The 16,686-nt window shown below is 67.8% G+C and carries 18 protein-coding genes; 10 read left to right on the forward strand and 8 right to left on the reverse strand.

Annotated features, from left to right (window positions below; genetic code table 11):
• The first annotated feature begins 1 nt into the window (after nucleotide 1).
• The 6 genes from G6N46_RS05810 to G6N46_RS05835 are packed head-to-tail and all read left to right on the forward strand — an operon-like array spanning nucleotide 2 to nucleotide 6,262.
• Nucleotides 2–1,573, forward strand: a complete 1,572-nt coding sequence (locus tag G6N46_RS05810) for an alpha/beta fold hydrolase (protein WP_179967683.1) — start codon at nucleotides 2–4, stop codon at nucleotides 1,571–1,573.
• 35 nt (nucleotides 1,574–1,608) lie between these two features.
• Complete coding sequence (gene aftC / locus G6N46_RS05815) at nucleotides 1,609–2,892, forward strand: arabinofuranan 3-O-arabinosyltransferase (protein ID WP_061001713.1); 1,284 nt, start codon at nucleotides 1,609–1,611, stop codon at nucleotides 2,890–2,892.
• A complete protein-coding gene (msrB, locus tag G6N46_RS05820; RefSeq protein ID WP_138249027.1) occupies nucleotides 2,889–3,305 on the forward strand; it encodes a peptide-methionine (R)-S-oxide reductase MsrB in 417 nt (138 codons plus the stop codon). Before aftC ends, msrB begins: the two co-directional genes overlap by 4 nt.
• 3 nt (nucleotides 3,306–3,308) lie before the next feature.
• Nucleotides 3,309–4,388 (forward strand): VIT1/CCC1 transporter family protein, encoded by a 1,080-nt coding sequence (locus tag G6N46_RS05825; RefSeq protein WP_138249026.1) that lies wholly within the window; start codon nucleotides 3,309–3,311, stop codon nucleotides 4,386–4,388.
• Complete coding sequence (locus G6N46_RS05830; protein ID WP_138249025.1) at nucleotides 4,388–5,767, forward strand: DUF2252 domain-containing protein; 1,380 nt, start codon at nucleotides 4,388–4,390, stop codon at nucleotides 5,765–5,767. The genes G6N46_RS05825 and G6N46_RS05830 overlap by 1 nt, the downstream gene beginning before the upstream one ends.
• 30 nt (nucleotides 5,768–5,797) lie before the next feature.
• A complete protein-coding gene (locus G6N46_RS05835) occupies nucleotides 5,798–6,262 on the forward strand; it encodes a DUF1003 domain-containing protein (protein WP_133426789.1) in 465 nt (154 codons plus the stop codon).
• Between the two features lie 8 nt (nucleotides 6,263–6,270).
• Here the strand turns inward: G6N46_RS05835 and hemQ are convergent, their stop codons facing one another.
• Genes hemQ through hemE form a run of 3 tightly spaced genes read right to left on the reverse strand, consistent with a single transcriptional unit; the run spans nucleotide 6,271 to nucleotide 9,395 of the window.
• On the reverse strand, nucleotides 6,271–6,972 hold the full coding sequence (hemQ, locus tag G6N46_RS05840) for a hydrogen peroxide-dependent heme synthase (RefSeq protein ID WP_061001710.1): 702 nt from the start codon (nucleotides 6,970–6,972) through the stop codon (nucleotides 6,271–6,273).
• Between the two features lie 4 nt (nucleotides 6,973–6,976).
• The gene (locus G6N46_RS05845; protein ID WP_138249024.1) at nucleotides 6,977–8,338 is read right to left on the reverse strand and encodes a protoporphyrinogen oxidase; all 1,362 of its coding nucleotides are present in this window, start codon (nucleotides 8,336–8,338) and stop codon (nucleotides 6,977–6,979) included.
• Between the two features lie 7 nt (nucleotides 8,339–8,345).
• A complete protein-coding gene (gene hemE, locus G6N46_RS05850; protein WP_061001708.1) occupies nucleotides 8,346–9,395 on the reverse strand; it encodes a uroporphyrinogen decarboxylase in 1,050 nt (349 codons plus the stop codon).
• A 161-nt stretch (nucleotides 9,396–9,556) separates the two neighbouring features.
• Between hemE and G6N46_RS05855 the strand changes: the two genes are divergently transcribed.
• Together G6N46_RS05855 and G6N46_RS05860 are read left to right on the forward strand one after the other, a co-directional pair.
• Nucleotides 9,557–10,093, forward strand: coding sequence for a DUF3000 domain-containing protein (locus G6N46_RS05855; RefSeq protein WP_234785605.1), 537 nt, complete (start codon nucleotides 9,557–9,559; stop codon nucleotides 10,091–10,093).
• Nucleotides 10,094–10,097: 4 nt separating this feature from the next.
• Entirely contained in the window at nucleotides 10,098–11,336 is a 1,239-nt protein-coding gene (locus G6N46_RS05860; protein WP_138249023.1) for an HRDC domain-containing protein, read from the forward strand.
• Nucleotides 11,337–11,434: 98 nt separating this feature from the next.
• Here the strand turns inward: G6N46_RS05860 and G6N46_RS05865 are convergent, their stop codons facing one another.
• Nucleotides 11,435–11,887: a lipoprotein LpqH gene (locus G6N46_RS05865; protein WP_138249022.1), complete on the reverse strand. Its 453-nt coding sequence runs from the start codon at nucleotides 11,885–11,887 to the stop codon at nucleotides 11,435–11,437.
• A gap of 51 nt (nucleotides 11,888–11,938) precedes the next feature.
• Nucleotides 11,939–12,868 carry an alpha/beta fold hydrolase gene (locus tag G6N46_RS05870; protein ID WP_138249021.1) on the reverse strand — a complete coding sequence of 310 codons (930 nt, stop codon included), beginning with the start codon at nucleotides 12,866–12,868 and terminating at the stop codon, nucleotides 11,939–11,941.
• A 107-nt stretch (nucleotides 12,869–12,975) separates the two neighbouring features.
• Here G6N46_RS05870 and G6N46_RS05875 point away from each other — a divergent pair, with 107 nt between their 5' ends.
• Nucleotides 12,976–13,803 (forward strand): hypothetical protein, encoded by an 828-nt coding sequence (locus G6N46_RS05875; protein WP_138249020.1) that lies wholly within the window; start codon nucleotides 12,976–12,978, stop codon nucleotides 13,801–13,803.
• A 27-nt stretch (nucleotides 13,804–13,830) separates the two neighbouring features.
• On the opposite strand, the gene G6N46_RS05880 is transcribed toward G6N46_RS05875, so the two are convergent.
• Nucleotides 13,831–14,283 (reverse strand): type II toxin-antitoxin system VapC family toxin, encoded by a 453-nt coding sequence (locus tag G6N46_RS05880; protein ID WP_138249019.1) that lies wholly within the window; start codon nucleotides 14,281–14,283, stop codon nucleotides 13,831–13,833.
• On the reverse strand, nucleotides 14,280–14,567 hold the full coding sequence (locus G6N46_RS05885; protein WP_138249018.1) for a type II toxin-antitoxin system Phd/YefM family antitoxin: 288 nt from the start codon (nucleotides 14,565–14,567) through the stop codon (nucleotides 14,280–14,282). The genes G6N46_RS05880 and G6N46_RS05885 overlap by 4 nt, the downstream gene beginning before the upstream one ends.
• Before the next feature lie 119 nt (nucleotides 14,568–14,686).
• On the opposite strand from G6N46_RS05885, the gene G6N46_RS05890 reads away from it, so the two are divergent.
• Nucleotides 14,687–15,703 carry a hypothetical protein gene (locus tag G6N46_RS05890; protein WP_138249017.1) on the forward strand — a complete coding sequence of 339 codons (1,017 nt, stop codon included), beginning with the start codon at nucleotides 14,687–14,689 and terminating at the stop codon, nucleotides 15,701–15,703.
• A gap of 4 nt (nucleotides 15,704–15,707) precedes the next feature.
• Here the strand turns inward: G6N46_RS05890 and G6N46_RS05895 are convergent, their stop codons facing one another.
• Complete coding sequence (locus tag G6N46_RS05895; RefSeq protein WP_138249016.1) at nucleotides 15,708–16,646, reverse strand: lecithin retinol acyltransferase family protein; 939 nt, start codon at nucleotides 16,644–16,646, stop codon at nucleotides 15,708–15,710.
• Nucleotides 16,647–16,686: the final 40 nt, after the last annotated feature.

Here is a 16,686-nt window from a genome sequence, read left to right on the forward strand (position 1 = left end):
CATGCGTCGCCGCCTGCTGCTCCCGGCCCTGAGCCTGTCGACCGTGGTGCTGTCTACGGTCGTCGCGGGATGCGCTCCGTTGCTGGCCGCCAACCCTCGCTACGTCACCGACTCCGGCGCCCGCCCGCAGGGCGCGGCGACCACCTCCAAGGCACCCGAGGGGCCGCCGCCCATCGCCGTGCCGAAGAAGGACATGACGTGGCATGAATGCACGTCGCGGGTGTTCGGCGACGCGACGGTGCCCGCCGTGCCCGGCGTCATCCTGGACTGCTCCGACTACGACGCCGACCTCGATTCCCTGGGCGGCTCCGCCGGGACCGTCAGCATCGGTGTGGTGCGGGCCCGGCTGGCGACGACCCCGGCCGACGCCGGACCGATCGTCATGACCACCGGATCGGACATCCCGACGTCGCACCAACTGCCGGTGTGGCTGCAGCGCGGCGGCGTCGACCTGTTGAAGACGCGCCCCGTCGTCGCCGTCGACCGCCGCGGCATGGGCATGTCGGGCCCGCTGAGCTGTGTGTCGAGCAACGATCGCCAGGACCTGCTGGACCAGGCCCAGTTCCTGTCGGGCGACGACCAGGTGGCAAACCTGGCGAAGGTCGCGACCTCGGCCACCACCGACTGCACCGACAGCATCGCACCGGGAGAGTCGGCCTACGACAACGCGCACTCGGCAGAGGATCTGGAGCGGCTGCGCAGCACCTGGGACGTGCCCGCACTGGCCGTTCTCGGCATCGGCAACGGCGCCCAGATCGCCCTGGCCTACGCGGCGTCGCACCCCACCAAGGTCGCCCGGCTGGTGCTGGACTCCCCCTTGCCGCTGGGCATCTCCGCCGAAGCGACGGCCGAGCAGCGGATCAAGGGCCAGCAGGCAGCGCTCGACGCGTTCGCCGCGCAATGCGTGGCCAACAACTGCCCACTGGGCCCGGATCCCAAGGGCGCCATCGACGGCATGCTGGCCGAGGCCCGCGCCGGGCGCGGTGCCGGCGGCGCGTCGACGGCCGGTCTGGTCGAGTCGATCACCACAGCACTGGGCTACCCGCGCGGCGACGGGCTGGCCAACACCCTGTCTCTCGCCGGCGCGCTGGCCGCCGCCCGCAGCGGCGACGCGACGGCGCTCAACGCGCTGAGCAAGACAGCCGAGGACACGCGCCAGACCGACGGACAGTTCGTCAACCGGTGCGACGACTCCGTCAACCGCCCCACCCCGGACCGCGTCCGCGAACTACTGGTGGCCTGGCCCAAGAAGTACCCGCAGTTCGGCGCCGTCGGTGCGCTCAGCCTGGCGCCGTGCCTGAGCTGGCCCAGCAGCCCCGCACCCGCGGCCCCCAAGGAACTGAAGGTGCCGATCCTGTTGCTGGGCACCCACAACGACGCGATCGTCGGCGGCGACGGCGTCGCCGCGGTGGCGGCCATGGCGATCAACGCGGGCAACAACAGCCGCCGTGTCATGTGGCAGGGCACCGGCCACGGCACCCTCGTCTACACGACGGCGTGTGCCCTACCCCCGGTGCAGGGCTACCTGACCACCGGCAAGCTGCCGGACACCGACACGTTCTGCCCGGCCTAGCAAGCCGGTCCGGCACCCCGTTATAGGGTTCGGTGGTGACGCGCCCTCTATCGCTCCTGAGCGTCTTCGGTCCCCGCACCGGCCCACAGAGCACCGCGAATATCGTTCGCAATGCGCTGTGGCCCATTGCGATCGTGTCGATCATCCACCGCAGTTACGTGCTGACGACCAACGGTTACATCACCGACGACTTCGGTCCGGTGTACCGCGCGGTGTCGAACTTCCGGCGGCACTGGGCCATCTACAACGAGCACTTCAACTACGTCGACCCGCACTACCTGTACCCGCCCGGCGGCACCCTGCTGCTGTCGCCGTTCGGGTTCCTGCCGGAGTTCGCGTCGCGGTTCTGGTTCGTCGCCATCAACTCGATCGCGATCATCATCGCCGCCTGCCTTCTGGTACGGCTGTTCAAGTTCTCGCTGACGTCGGTCGCGTTGCCCGCGCTCCTGCTGGCCATGTACTGCACCGAATCGGTCACCAACACACTGGTTTTCACCAACGTCAACGGCTGCATCCTGCTGGCCGAGGTGCTGTTCTTCACCTGGCTGCTGGACGGCAAGAAGAACCACGAATGGCTGGCCGGAGCCGCCATCGGCCTGACTCTCGTGCTCAAGCCACTGCTGGGCGTCCTGCTGCTGCTGCCGCTGCTGAACCGGCAGTGGCGGGCCCTGGTCGCCGCGTTCGCGGTGCCCCTGGTCTTCAACGCCGTGGCCTGGCCGCTGTCGGCCGACCCGATGGGCTTCGTGCGCAACACCGTGCCGTACATCTTCCAGACCCGCGACTACTTCAACAGCTCGGTGCTGGGCAACGGCATCTACTACGGCCTGCCGATGTGGCTGATCATGCTGCTGCGCATCGCATTCGTGGTGCTCGCCGCAGCCAGCCTGTGGCTGCTGTACCGCTACTACCGCGAGCGTGACCAGCTGTTCTGGATGCTGACGTCGTCGGGTGTCCTGCTGATCACCTCGTGGCTGGTGCTGTCGCTGGCGCAGGGCTACTACTCGATGATGCTGTTCCCGTTCCTGATGACGGTGGTACTGCCGCGGTCGACGATCCGCAGCTGGCCGGCCTGGCTCGCGGTGTACGGCTTCCTCACCATGGACCGCTGGCTCATGTGGCGGTGGCCGACGACCGGCCGGTTCCTCGAGTACATCAAGATCACCTACGGCTGGTCGTTGATGCTCGTCGTGGTGTTCTGCGTGCTGTACTTCCGCTACCTCGACGCCAAGAAGGACGGCCGGCTGGACCAGGGCATCGACCCGTTGTGGTTGTCCGACTCCAAGCCACAAGGGGCCGCCGCGGGTAGCGTGGGCGCATGAGCATCCCGCCTCCCAAGGTCGAACTCTCCAATTCGCAGTGGCGCGAGAAACTTACTCCTGCCGAGTTCCACGTACTGCGTGAAGCCGGGACGGAGCGTCCGTTCGTCGGCGAGTACACCGACACCAAGACCGAGGGCGTCTACCAGTGCCGGGCCTGCGGTGCCGAGCTGTTCCGCAGCACCGAGAAGTTCGAATCCCATTGCGGCTGGCCGTCGTTCTTCGATCCGGCCGACTCGGATGCGGTGATCCTGCGGACCGACAACAGCCTCGGCATGCGCCGCGTCGAGGTGCTGTGCGCCAACTGCCACAGCCACCTCGGCCACGTCTTCGAGGGCGAGGGTTACCCGACCCCGACCGACCAGCGCTACTGCATCAACTCGATCTCGCTTCGCCTGGTTCCGGCCGAGAGCTGAGACGTGGTCGCGCAGCCCACCGACGCGCAATTGCGGCGGTGGCGACAGCACCTGGCCAATGAGCGTGCCGAAGCCGCCGTCTACCGCGATCTGGCCCAGCGCCGTCAGGGCGCCGAACGCGACATCCTGCTCGAACTCGCCACCGCCGAAGGCCGGCACGAGAAGCACTGGCTGACGCTGCTGGGCGATCAGGTCGGGAAGCCGCACCGCCCCGACGTCCGGACCCGGCTGCTCGGCTTTCTCGCCCGTCACCTCGGGTCGGTGTTCACCCTCGCCCTGGCGCAACGGGCCGAAGCGCGCTCGGAGTACGACACCGACGTCGACGCCACGCCGACCATGGCGGCCGACGAACGGATCCACGGCGAGGTCGTCCGCGCCCTCGCCAGCCGGGGCCGCGACCAGCTGTCCGGCAGCTTCCGGGCGGCGGTCTTCGGCGCCAACGACGGGCTCGTGAGCAATCTGGCGCTGGTCCTGGGCATCGGCGCCACCGGGGTGTCGAGCGCGACGATCCTGGCCACCGGACTGGCGGGGTTGATCGCCGGAGCCCTGTCGATGGGCGCCGGCGAGTACGTCTCGGTCAACTCCCAACTCGAACTGCTCGAGGCGTCGACGCCCAGCGCCACCGCGGGCACGGCGGTGCAGGCGCTCGACGTCGACGCCAACGAACTGGAGTTGGTGTACCGGGCCCGCGGGATGAGTCCCGAGGAGGCGGCCGTCCGCGCCGCCGACGTCTTCGCGAGCCTGCGGGCCGGCGCACTGGCCGACTCACCGCTGGGCGAGGTGTCGACCGAGCATCACGAGGCCGTGGGCACGGGGCTGCGGGCCGCGGTGTCCAGCTTCCTGTTCTTCGCGTCCGGCGCGCTGATCCCCGTGCTGCCCTACCTGTTCGGGCTCACCGGCATCGCCGCCGTCGTTGTCTCGGCGGTCCTGGTCGGGCTGGCACTGCTCTCGACGGGCATGGTCGTCGGTCTGCTCTCCGGTGGACCGCCGCTACGACGGGCGTTGCGCCAGTTGATGATCGGCTACGGCGCCGCCGCGGTGACCTATGGACTGGGCCTGTTGTTCGGCACTGCGGTCGGCTGATGGACCAGTCCGTGCAGCAACGCCGCGACGCCGGACGCGCCGCCCGCGACCGGCTGCCCCGGTCCGCACTGGCCGACGTCCACCTCACCGCCGGCCGCCCGGATCCGGTGGCCCTACTGGAGTCGCAGGCGACGTCCCGGATCGCCGAACTCGTCCCGATCAGGTACGGCCGGATGCTGACCTCGGCCCTGGCGTTCTACCGTGGCGCGGCCCTGATCATGGCGGCCGATCTGGCGGCCGGCCCGCACACCGGACTGACGGCGCAACTGTGCGGCGACGCCCACCTGTGCAACTTCGGACTGTTCGGCTCACCCGAGCGCAATCTGGTGTTCGACGTCAACGACTTCGACGAAACCCTGCCCGGGCCGTGGGAATGGGATGTGAAGCGGTTGGTGGCGAGTCTGGCAATCGCCGGTCGGGACAACGGTTTTCAGGCCGACGATCGCGCCGAGGTGGTTCGCAGCTGCGTCAACGGCTACCGCACCCGCATGCAGGAGCTGGCCGGCATGGGCGAACTGGAAGCGTGGTACACCCAGACGACCGTGGACGCCGAGCTGCAGAACAGCGTCGACACCAAGTTCGCCCGCGAGATCCAGCAGACCGCGGCCAAGGCCCGCGCGCACGACAGTCTCCAGGCGGTCACGAAACTGACCGAAACCGTCGACGGCCAGAGCAGGCTGATCAGCCGGCCGCCACTCGTGGTTCCCATCGAGGAACTGGTCGGCGCCGAGCGCGCCCGCCAGTACGAGCAGCAGATGACGCCGTTCATGCAGCGCTACCGCGACAGCCTGGAGGACAGTCGGCGCCTCCTCATCGACCGCTTCCAGTACGTGACGATGGCGCGCAAGGTGGTCGGCGTCGGCAGTGTCGGTCTGCGGGCGTGGATCGTGTTGCTGACCGGGCGCGACAGCGACGATCCGTTGTTGCTGCAGATGAAAGAGGCCCAGCCCTCCGTCCTGGAACGCTTCCTCGGGGCCAGTGCGTATCCGAATGCCGCCCAACGGGTTTCGGTCGGACAGCGGCTGATGCAGGCCAGCAGCGACATCCTGCTGGGGTGGCTGCACGCCGTCGGGCCGGACGGCTACGAGGCGGACTACTACGTCCGCCAGCTACACGACTGGAAGGGTGCGGTGTCGGTGCAGACGTCGAGCCCGAAGCTGCTGGCCGACTACGGGCAGGCCTGCGCCCACGCGTTGGCCCGGGCCCACGCCCGCACCGGCGACCGCATCGCGATCGCCGCCTACCTCGGCAGCAGCGACGCCGCCGACACGGCACTGGCCCGGTTCGCGGAGGCCTACGCGGACCAGAACGAGCGTGACTACGCGGCTTTGCGCGACGCCGTCACCGCCGGACGGGTCACGGCAGAGTCCGACCTCTGAGCGGCGGGCCTGTGGTGCGATCCTGATGCCATGACAGGCCAACAAAACGAGCGCGGCCACCTGCTTCCCCGTCGGCTCCGCCAGAGCAACGCCCTCCATCACCCGGCGGTGATCCAGCAGGCCGTCAAGCGCAACCAGAATCTGCAATTGCGCGTGGCTGACGCCATCACCGCCTTCGCCGGGTCGATGAGCTTCGTCTACATCCACGCCGTGCTGTTCGCGGTGTGGATGATCGTCTTCGAGCGCAGCCCATGGCCCACGCTGACTCTCGTGGTGTCGCTGGAGGCCATCTTCCTGTCGACGTTCGTGATGATCGGGCAGAACCGGCAGGCCGAATTCCAGCAGGCCAAGGCCGACCACGATTTCCAGACTCAGGAAGTCGAGCTCAAGACCAATACCGAGCTGACCCGCGAAATCCACGTACTCACAACAGAATTGCACCGCCGCATCATGGCGGCAGACGACGGCAAGGCCGGCGGACCGAGCCAGACCTGACGGCCGGACTACGGCAGGTTGGCGACCAACTGCTCGATACCGACCCGGGGGCCGGTGAAGAACGGCGTCTCCTCGCGGACGTGACGGCGGGCGTCGGTGTAGCGCAACTTCCACATCAGCTCGACGATGCGCGCCAGGTCCGGACCCTCGAACGCGAGAATCCACTCGTAGTCGCCCAGCGCGAAGGCCGGCACGGTGTTGGCACGCACATCGGGGTATTCGCGGCCACCCATGCCGTGCTCGACGAGCATCCGGCGGCGGTCGTCGTCGGGCAGCAGGTACCAGTCCAGCGACCGCACGAACGGGTAGACGCAGATGTAGTCGCCCGGGTCCTCGCCCGCGATGAACGCCGGCAGGTGGCTCTTGTTGAACTCCGCCGGGCGGTGCAGCGCGACGACGCTCCACACCGGCTCGGTGGCGGCGCCGAGCGCGGTGCGACGGAAGCCGGTGTAAGTGGCCTGCAGGTCCTCGACGCGCTCGGCGTGGGTCCACATCATGAAGTCGGCGTCGGCTCGGAAGCCCGCGACGTCGTACAGCCCGCGGACCACGACGCCCGCGTCCTCGCGCTTCTTGAGGTAGGCGGCGGTATCGGCGGCGATGGCGGCCCGCGACTTCTCGTCCGCGGGCAGCTCATCGGGCTGCACGGCGAAGACCGAGATCATCATGTACCTGGTCATCGAGTTGAGGGCGTCGTAGTCGAGCTTGGCCATGCCCCTATCGTGCCACGCGGCTTCCGACCACCTCTTGGGCCGCCCGGGTTCCCGACGCCACACACGCCGGCACCCCGATACCGTCCAGATAACCGCCCGCGACGGCCAGTCCCGTAGGCAGCCCGGCACGCAGCTCGTCGACCAGTTCGAGGTGTCCCGGACCGTACTGCGGCATCGCATCGATCCAGCGCTGCACCAGGTAGTCCACCGGCTCGGCGGTGATGCCGAACAGCGACCGCAGGTCCTCCAGCGACCATGCCAGCAGCCGGTCGTCGCCGACGTTGCGGGCCAGATCATCACCGAACCGGCCGTATGACAACCGCAACAGCTCGACGTTGCCGCTGCGCCCCCACTTGCGTGACGTGAGGGTGATCGCCTTGGAGTGCAACGCTTCTCCCGCGGCCATCAGGACTCCGGACTGCTGCGGCAGCGGCGTCCCACCCGGCAGCGCGAGCGCGACCACCGCGGCCGAGGCGACCGGGATCAACCGTGCCATGGCCGCGCTGCCCGGTGCGACGTTCTCGAGCAGCTTGGCCACGCGCGGCGCCGGAAGCGCCAGCACCACGGCGTCGGCCGACCAGTACTTGCCCTCGTCGTCACGCAGTTGCCAGGCGCGGCCCGCTGACGCGACTCCCTCGATACCGACCTGCGCCCACTGGGCGCCGGTCCGGCGGACAAGTTCGTCGAGCAGCACGGCGTACCCACCGTCGACCGCGCCGAACACCGATGCGCTCGGCGCGCCTGTCTGTGGCGCCGCGGCAAGCACCGAGGCGACCGCGGCCGTCAGGCTCGGCGCGCCGCGGTCCAGCGCGCCGGCCAGTGCCGGGACGGCGCTGCGGATGCCGATGGTCTTGGCCGAACCGGCGTACACGCCGGCCAACAGCGGATCGACCGACCGGGTCACCACCTGTGCGCCGAACCGGTCACCGACCAGTTGCGCGACGGTCGGGTCGGCGTCGAGGCGCCAGTGCAGAGGCCGGGTCGGCTCGCCGGCGATCTGGGCCAGTGTCGCGTCGTCCACGAGGCCGCGCAGGTTGGCGCCGGGCCCGGGGATGCCCTGCATGGTGCCCTCGGGCATCGAGTGCAGGCGGCCGCCGCTGTAGATCAGCGGGCGGACGCCGGTGGTTCCGATCTGCCGCAGACCCAGTTCCTTGAGCAGTGACGTGACCTCGGGCCGACGGGCCACGAACGCCTCGGCGCCGACGTCCAGCGTCTGGGCGGCGAGCCGTTCGGTACGCAGCACACCACCCAGCCGGTCCGCCGGGTCGAAGACGGTGATGCGCGCGGCAGGGTCGGCCTGGCGCAGCCGGTACGCCGCGACCAGACCCGAAATGCCCCCGCCGACAACGCAATACGTCTTGCTCATGCGTGGCTCACAACGAATGGGCCAGCGCCACCGCTTCGGTGACCACACCGGGATCGGTAGACGGCAACACCCCGTGGCCGAGGTTGAAGATGTGCCCGGCGGCACCGGCCTCGACGGCCCGGCGCCCGTCCGCGACAACCTGGCGGACGGCGTCGTCGACCACGCGCCAGCCCGCCAGCAGGACGACCGGATCGAGGTTGCCCTGCAGGGCCTTGCCCGGACCGACCCGGCCCGCGGCGTCGACGAGGTTGGTGCGCCAGTCGACGCCGACCACCGTCGCGCCGGCTTCGCCCATGGCCCCCAGGAGCTCGGCGGTGCCGACGCCGAAGTGCGTCATCGGGACGCCTTCGTCTTTCAGCGCGGCGAAGATGCGGGAGCTGTGCGGCAGCACGTAGTCCCGGTAGTCGGCGAGCGACAGCGTGCCGGCCCAGGAGTCGAACAGCTGGATCGCGTCGACGCCGGCGGCCAGCTGCGCGCGCAGGAACTCGATGGTGAGGTCGGTCAGCTTGTCCATCAGGTCGTGCCACGTCGCGGACTCACCCAGCATCATGGCCTTGGTCTTCTCGTGGTTGCGGCTCGGGCCGCCCTCCACCAGGTACGAGGCGAGGGTGAACGGCGCGCCGGCGAAACCGATCAGCGGCACCTCACCCAGCTCCTTGGTGAGCAGGCCGATGGCCTCGGCGACCGGCGCCACCTGATGGGGCTCGAGCGGCTTGATGCCCTCGACGTCGTCCGGGGTACGGATCGGGTGGGCGATCACCGGCCCGACGTCCGGCACGATGTCCAGATCGATGCCGGCGGCCTTGAGCGGCACCACGATGTCCGAGAACAAGATGGCGGCGTCGACGCCGTGGCGGCGCACCGGCTGCATGGTGATCTCGCAGACCAGCTCGGGGTTGAAGCACGCCGAGAGCATGGTGTGGGTGGCGCGGATGGCGCGGTATTCGGGCAGGGACCGGCCTGCCTGCCGCATCATCCACACCGGGGTCCGGTCCGGGGTGCGGCCGGTGGCGGCAGCCAGATAGGGCGATTGCGGCAGTTCACGACGGGTGCTCATCACTGCTAATGCTGCCATGTCCGCATCCGCCGCTTATACCCTGTCGCGCAGCCAAATGTCGGGCTATCGGCGCGCCTGCTTACGCGACCGGCCGGATCGGGCTAGCGTCCCAGAATGTGACCTCCGCCGAGCCGGCCCAGTTCCGCACTGCTGTTGCGGCAATGAACGCCGCCGTTGTGCGCCAGGAGATCGAACTCGGCCCGATCCGTCCGCCGCAGCGGCTGGCTCCCTTCAGCTACGCGCTGGGTGCAGAGGTGCGTCATCCCGACGCCTCCGTCGTCCCGGAGAGCTCTGAGGGCGACGCCTTCGGACGCCTGATCCTGCTGCACGATCCCGAAGGTGCCGAAGCCTGGGACGGCACCATGCGTCTCGTCGCGTACATCCAGGCCGATCTGGACTCCACCGAGGCCGTCGACCCACTGCTGCCCGAGGTGGCGTGGAGCTGGCTGGTCGATGCGCTCGAGTCGCACGCCGACGGCGTCACGGCGCTGGGCGGCACCGTCACCGCGACGACGTCGGTGCGCTACGGCGACATCTCGGGCCCGCCGCGCGCCCACCAGCTGGAGCTGCGAGCGTCGTGGACCGCGACGTCACTGGAGCTGGGGCCGCATGTGCAGGCGTTCTGTGAGGTGCTCGAGCACGCCGCCGGACTGCCCCCTGCGGGCGTGACCGATCTGGGTTCGCGCACGCGCGCGTGACCGCATGACTGACGCTGATCCGGTCGAGACGTCTGACGACGATCCCGACGTCACTCCCCTGCTAGCACCCGCCGACGGCGTGCCCCCCGTTGCCATCTACGCGAGCGACATCGCCCGTGCCGGTGAGCTTCTGGCATCTGGACACGGTGCCTTCGCGATCGACGCCGAGCGGGCGTCGGGCTTCCGCTACTCGAACCGGGCGTATCTGATCCAGATTCGGCGCGCGGGTGCCGGCACGGTGTTGATCGACCCCGTCAGCCATGGCATCGACCCGCTGAAGGCGCTGGCGCCGGTGGCCGAGGTCGTGAATTCCGACGAGTGGATTCTGCATGCCGCCGACCAGGATCTGCCGTGCCTTGCCGAACTGGGTATGACGCCGCCGTCGCTGTACGACACCGAACTCGGTGGCCGGCTGGCCGGATACGACCGGGTGAACCTGGCGGCCATGGTGCAGCGGCTGCTGGGCCTCGGCCTGAAGAAGGGGCACGGCGCAGCCGACTGGTCCAAGCGTCCGCTGCCCGCGGACTGGCTGAACTACGCCGCGCTCGACGTCGAGGTGCTGCTGGAATTGCGCGCCGCCGTCGCCGCCGAGTTGGAGTCCCAGGGCAAAACCGAATGGGCCGCACAGGAATTCGAGTACATGCGGACCGTCGAGCCCACCCCGACGCGGCGCGACCGCTGGCGTCGGACGTCGGGCATCCACAAGGTCCGCAACGGTCAGGCGCTGGCCGCCGTGCGCGAGCTGTGGCAGACGCGCGACGTGATCGCGCAGCGGCGGGACATCGCGCCCGGCCGCATCCTGCCCGACGCGGCGATCATCTCGGCGGCCGTCGCCAATCCAGACACCATCGAAAAGCTCACGGCACTACCGATTTTCGGCGGCTCGCGGCAGAAGCGCAGTGCCCAGGTGTGGCTCGACGCACTGGCCCGCGCCCGCGAAGCCGATCCGCCGGCATCCGAGCCGAACAACGGCCTGCCGCCACCCGCACGGTGGTCGCGCCGTAAGCCCGAGGCGTTCGAGCGGCTGGAGGCCTGCCGCAGCGGGCTGACCCTGCTGTCCGAGCGGGTTTCGGTACCCACCGAGAATCTGCTGACGCCCGAGACTGTTCGGCGACTGTGCTGGGACTGGCAGCCGGTGGCCGATGTCGCCGCCGCGGTCGACGAGTTCCTGACCGCCGCCGGCGCCCGCCCGTGGCAGCGGGAGCTGTGCGGGCCGGTCCTGGTCGCTGCCCTCTCGTCCTAGCCATTTCCCGCGAGGCCATTTCCCGCGAGCGGCCGTGTCTGCCCGCCGTTTCTCGGCGTGTCGCGTGCATTTTGCGCACGCTCACCGCCCGCGAGCGTTCACGGACTCCCGATCGCCGGGACGGTGTCGTGCGGATGGGCGTCCTGATAGCCGGGGCAGGCGGTCTGGATTTTGAACGTATGCCATTGGGATTCACCCCGATTCGGCGGCATGCGCCCGCTGACGGTGTAGGTGTCGTCGACCTTGATTCCGGTGATCTCCTGCGGGTCCGCGACGAATCCCGTCGCGTCACCGTCACGCAATCCGACCTTCTGGACGACGATGCGGCCCACCTGCGTGAGCTGAATCCGGACCGACTGACCCGACTTGCCCTGCGCCAGGATCACCAGGCCGCCCCCGGCGGGCTGCCGGGTGCAGACGACCGTGCCGGTGTCGATGGTGTGCGGCTCCCCGTCGAAGACGATCGAGGTGACGGTCGGCGTCCCGGATTCGCACGCACTGATCAACAGGACAGCGAGCAGCGCCACCAGATCCGGGCGGTTGACGCGCATGCCGCAAGTGAACCAGTTGGCGCCTTGTTGCGCGCGGAAAAGCGCGCAGGGTCAGCGGGCGCCGAACGGCCGCCACAGCAGCGGTGTGACGAACTCCAGGAAGTGCTCGAGCACCGCGTCGGGCGCTTCGATCTGCGGCCAGTGCGCGATGTCGTCGGCCAGCATCACGATGTCGGGGTTCGGGATGACCTCGCGGTACCTGGCTGCCATGTGGGCGCCCGAGTTCGGGTCGGACGGGCCGTCGATCAGTCGCATGGGGATCGTCGTCTCGCGCATCGCGCGCACCCAGCGGTTCCGGTGCGTGTAGCGGTCGTTGATGAAGCGGCCGACCTGGTGCATGACCTTCTTGCCGTCGTTGTAGTCCAGGATTTCGTGGAACTTGTCCATCAGTTCCTTCGACGGTTTGGTGTTGACGCCGAACATCTCGTTGATGGTCGGGTCGGCCAGGCGCCGTGACAACGGACTGCCCTGCAGCGGACGCATGAGGTCGCCCAACGGAGTTTGCGACATCGCCTTCTGCAGCAGGCGCGGAGTGTAGGACTCGACGAACAGCCCGCCGTTGAGCCAGGTGATCGATTCGATGTTCAGCTTGCCGTACACCTGATCGCCAAAGTGGTTGCGGGCCAGCAGTTCCTGGCACACCGAGTCGCCGATGTCGTGGGCCAGGATGTGGACGGTCTGCACGCCGAGGTGGTCGAGCAGCGCCTCGTGCATGTCGGCGTGATCGTGCACCGAGTATTGGTACGCGGACGGTTTGGCAGAAAAACCCATACCGATCATGTCGGGCGCGATGACCGTGAACTTTTCGGTGAGCGTCGGCCAGATCAGTGACCAGTCCCAGGAGTTGAACGGGTAGCCGTGGATGAGCAGCAACACCGGGCCGCTGCCGAGCTCCAGGCCGTCCCGGCGGTAGAAGATGTCGAATCCGAGGTAGTCGAAGTACTCGCCGGCGGACTTCCAGGCTTCGAGTTCGTCGTGCATGGGTTGAGCGTAGGCCGCGGACGGTCTGACGTCCGTGCACCGCGTCGACCAGGGATGTTGGCGCGCCGAATTACCATTGACAGCACTGAACAGAGAAGGACATCGGGATGATTCGGCTCCTGCTAGTGCTCGGCGTCGTCGCGGTCATCCTCGCTGTCATCATGATTGTCGGCGGCGCCGCACTCGGGGCGGTCTTCACTTCCGATCGGAAGGCGACCCGCCCCATGCCGGCCATGACGCGCGCGTGGCTGCTCTGCATCGCCATGGTGCTCCTGGTCGGCATCGCGACGGAGGGCATACTGCTACTGCCCGCCATGGGCATCGCCGCCATCGGGTTGTTGATCACGCACGTTGTGGTCGGCGGTCGCGTCGCCACTGCGCCCGAACCGTCACCCCAGGAGTTGGCACGCGCCCGACTCGGTGAGGAGTTCGGCGCCGACGGTGTCGAGCTGCTCGACGGCGCGCAGGCCGCCATCGATCGGATCGAACGGTCGGAAGCCGCAACCGGCGGTTGGCTCGGTAAGGACCTCGACTTCGCCGGCGACCTGGTGACAATCCGCGAAAACTGCCGGGCCACACAAGAACTCAAGGGCTTGATCACAGAACTCAGCGAGCTCGCCGATCCCGATTCGGACGATCTGGCGATGCTGGAGGATGCCCGGACGAAAGTTCGCGAGCTGGGGTCGCGGTCATGGGCGCGGGTGTATGCCCTGCAGGGCTGCGCCGAGAAGGCGGAAGAGATCGACCAGTCGCTGCGCGACGATCGGGTACGGGCACAGCTCGCCGAGAAGCGCGACGACATCCGGAGCCGGATGGCCGCCAAGCTTTACGGGGTTGAGGCGGCACCGGCTCAGCCACCGTCCTCGTCGGTGGACAAGATCACCGCGCTCGCCTTGGCGTACGCGGAGATCAGACGCCAGACCGGCGGTGCCTGACGGCGTAGCCCACTACCCCATAGGGTCTCAGGGTTCGACCTCGGAGGTACTCAGCTCTCCGTCCGGTAACTCGTCTGGGTACACGATGTCGATCTCGGTAATTGACTGCGGAAAGTCCTTGCGGTTGTTGGTCAGAAAGCGATCAGCACCCGCGGCAACTGCGGTGGCGAGGTGCGCCGCAGTTGCCGCGGGCAGGCCATACGACACGGCAAGAGCAAGGGCGAGGCGTGCCGTAGACATGTCGTATGGCTGCAACTCGAGTCGACTCAGCAGACTCACGAGAACTGCGGATTCATCAGAGTCGGGATTGTCGTGCATCGGCTTCGCCAGGACCTCAGTGAGCAGCAGTACAGAGCCGACACCTGCCGATTCTTCGATATCGGTATCCGTGAACAGTGCGGCAACCCGCGTACCGAGTGGGTGGTCCTTGGCTGCCGCGTAGATCAAGACGTCGGCATCGAAGGCGGTCCTCAGGCTCATCGACCGCTGCGACCGCGACGCACCGCTTTCACGAGTTCATCCGCACGACCGGGTTCGAGAGCCGGTCCACGGAGCGGCGCAAACCGGGCTGTCTGCAGCAGTTCATCGATGCGATCGGCTTCTTCCCAAACGCCCGAAGCGCGGCGAACCCTGAGCACATCAGGACTGACCAGCACGGCGACGACGCGTCCGTGTCGGGTGATCGCGACCTCTTCTCCCCTCTCGACGCGATCGAGCTGGGCGGGAAGAGTCTCGCGCGCGGTGCTGGCGCTGATCGTGGGCATACAAAATTGTACGTTTATGTACAAGAACAGGCAATACGCTGGCGCGGCGCATCGCGCGGCCAGGCCTGTCGGCCAGCTCAATTAGCATCCACAGCAACCAACCAGAAAAGGACGCCGGAATGTTTCGCCTCGTCGTAGTGATTGCCGTCGTGATCCTCGTCCTAGCGCTAGTCGCCTTCATCGCAGGCGCCTCAGCGTTGACCGCTACCGCGTCCGCGCTGGATCGAAAGGAGCGCGGGCAGAGCTTCGACGCCAAGCAAACGGTGAATCACTTCCAGATCCTCACTGGTGCATGGATTATTGCCTTCATCGCGGTGATCGGAATCGGGATTGCTACCGACGGCGCCGGGCTGCTGCCGACCCTGGGGGTTTCGGCAATCGGATTGGTGATCACCCACGGTGTGACGAGCCGTCGGACGATGCCCAACGGTCACAGCACGCCCAAGAACGCGGTCACTACGAAGCAATCACGACAGGCACTCGAACGCACCGCACTGACCAAGGAACTCGGCCCCAATGGTGTTGCCCTGCTCGACGGGGCGCAGGCGGCCGTCGACCGGATCAAGCGTTCCGAAGCTGCCTCCGCGGGCTGGCTCGGCGACCCGGAAGACCTCGACTTCGCAGAGGACCTGGCCATGGTCCTCGAAAACTCCAGAACCATAATGGAACTCAATCGGTTGGTCGAGGAATCCAGTAATCTGCCCGATCCGGCGCCGTCCGATATAGCGATGGTCGACGATGCACGGGCCAAGGTCAAACAATTACAGTCCCGGTCACGGAAGCGGGTCAAGGCTCTCCGAGAGTGCGCTGAGAAAGCCGAGCAGATTGATCAATCACTGCAGGACGAGCGTGACCGAGCACGCATCTCCGAGCAACGTGACGATATCCGGAGTCGATTGGCGGCCCAGTTGTATGGCGTGGAGGCGGCCCGACCGCAGGAGCCATCGCCGTCGCTGGACAAGATCGACGCACTCGCAGCCGCGTACATCGAGATCAGAGGCTCACTCGGCCAGGAGGTCGGCGAGCCGCCGCACGATGCTGACGCTCAGCCAAAAGCTTTGGACGCCAAATCCAAGCGCAAGCCGAAGTCGGACGACGACTTTCTCGATCGCGCGTGGAAATGGCTGACGGAGTAGCTGCCTACTCCGTCTCGTCCACCGCGCCACCCTCGAGCGCGTCGGTGGACTCTTCCTCGGGACCACTCAACTCGCGACGAGCCGACGGCATCCATTTGGTCGGCTTGATCCCGCGAAGTTTCCGCGATGCGACGTATGCTCCGAACCCTGCCGCCGCGGCGACGACCGCGGGTGCAGCTGCGACAGCGACCGTGCCCGCAACCATGCCCCCACCGACGAGTCCACCGATCGCCGCCAGACCAGTGGAGATCCCCACAGCACTCGTACCGGCGACGCCCGCCGCGGAGACGGCGGCCAGCCCACCAGCGCCGGCCGCCACGGCACCCGCTACCGACGCGATGCGTCCGTCTCGACGCGCGTCGTTCTCTTCCTCCGGCAGACTCTCGTCTTCGCGTAGCCCGACCTGTACTGCAGCAATCGAGACCGCTGCGGGTCCCAACGCCAAGGCCAGCGGACCCATCGCAGCTCCGCCGCCGATAAGACCACCCGCGGAGGCAAGGCCCGACATGACGCCGGCACCACTGACGCCTGCGACCGAGCCAGCCGCTCCGACAACACCTGCCGTGGCACCCAACGACGTCGCAGCAGCGGCGCCTGTTGTCGTCAACGAAGACACCATGCGGACCTGTTGACTCGCCGTACGCCCGGTACAGCACCACGTGGAGAAGTGTTCACAGTTGTTGGTGACCACGTTGTAGTCCCGACTTCCGAGCTTCGACTCGGCACGCTCGATCACCACGTCAGAGGTATCGCTGTCGCTGTATTCGCGAAGGTGAACGATCGAGTCGAGGGCAAAGTCGTCCATCGTCGTGCGCGACACCGAGGCATCGGACTTCTTTCCAGGCTCTCCGGTGAAATGGATGACCGTCCCGTCACCGCAGTCGATGCCGTGATGCGTATAGCCCAAAGGCCTTGTCACCCAAATGTGGTCGCCGCGGGCCATTCGATCCTCACCGATCCAGTCGAAAGTAGTGCCCGGATCA

It is taken from the genome of Mycolicibacterium phocaicum (assembly GCF_010731115.1).
In the GTDB taxonomy this organism is placed as follows: domain Bacteria; phylum Actinomycetota; class Actinomycetes; order Mycobacteriales; family Mycobacteriaceae; genus Mycobacterium; species Mycobacterium phocaicum.

What these genes read in the sequence shown, in the direction of transcription:
- G6N46_RS05810 (WP_179967683.1), top strand. Translation starts at nt 2, where the DNA reads ATGCGTCGCCGCCTGCTGCTCCCGGCCCTGAGCCTGTCGACCGTGGTG.
- G6N46_RS05845 (WP_138249024.1), bottom strand. Translation starts at nt 8,338, where the DNA reads ATGAGCAAGACGTATTGCGTTGTCGGCGGGGGCATTTCGGGTCTGGTC.
- hemE (WP_061001708.1), bottom strand. Translation starts at nt 9,395, where the DNA reads ATGAGCACCCGTCGTGAACTGCCGCAATCGCCCTATCTGGCTGCCGCC.
- G6N46_RS05830 (WP_138249025.1), top strand. Translation starts at nt 4,388, where the DNA reads ATGGACCAGTCCGTGCAGCAACGCCGCGACGCCGGACGCGCCGCCCGC.
- G6N46_RS05865 (WP_138249022.1), bottom strand. Translation starts at nt 11,887, where the DNA reads ATGCGCGTCAACCGCCCGGATCTGGTGGCGCTGCTCGCTGTCCTGTTG.
- G6N46_RS05875 (WP_138249020.1), top strand. Translation starts at nt 12,976, where the DNA reads ATGATTCGGCTCCTGCTAGTGCTCGGCGTCGTCGCGGTCATCCTCGCT.
- G6N46_RS05860 (WP_138249023.1), top strand. Translation starts at nt 10,098, where the DNA reads ATGACTGACGCTGATCCGGTCGAGACGTCTGACGACGATCCCGACGTC.
- G6N46_RS05880 (WP_138249019.1), bottom strand. Translation starts at nt 14,283, where the DNA reads ATGAGCCTGAGGACCGCCTTCGATGCCGACGTCTTGATCTACGCGGCA.
- hemQ (WP_061001710.1), bottom strand. Translation starts at nt 6,972, where the DNA reads ATGGCCAAGCTCGACTACGACGCCCTCAACTCGATGACCAGGTACATG.
- G6N46_RS05855 (WP_234785605.1), top strand. Translation starts at nt 9,557, where the DNA reads ATGAACGCCGCCGTTGTGCGCCAGGAGATCGAACTCGGCCCGATCCGT.
- G6N46_RS05885 (WP_138249018.1), bottom strand. Translation starts at nt 14,567, where the DNA reads ATGCCCACGATCAGCGCCAGCACCGCGCGCGAGACTCTTCCCGCCCAG.
- G6N46_RS05890 (WP_138249017.1), top strand. Translation starts at nt 14,687, where the DNA reads ATGTTTCGCCTCGTCGTAGTGATTGCCGTCGTGATCCTCGTCCTAGCG.
- G6N46_RS05835 (WP_133426789.1), top strand. Translation starts at nt 5,798, where the DNA reads ATGACAGGCCAACAAAACGAGCGCGGCCACCTGCTTCCCCGTCGGCTC.
- G6N46_RS05870 (WP_138249021.1), bottom strand. Translation starts at nt 12,868, where the DNA reads ATGCACGACGAACTCGAAGCCTGGAAGTCCGCCGGCGAGTACTTCGAC.
- msrB (WP_138249027.1), top strand. Translation starts at nt 2,889, where the DNA reads ATGAGCATCCCGCCTCCCAAGGTCGAACTCTCCAATTCGCAGTGGCGC.
- G6N46_RS05895 (WP_138249016.1), bottom strand. Translation starts at nt 16,646, where the DNA reads ATGGCCCGCGGCGACCACATTTGGGTGACAAGGCCTTTGGGCTATACG.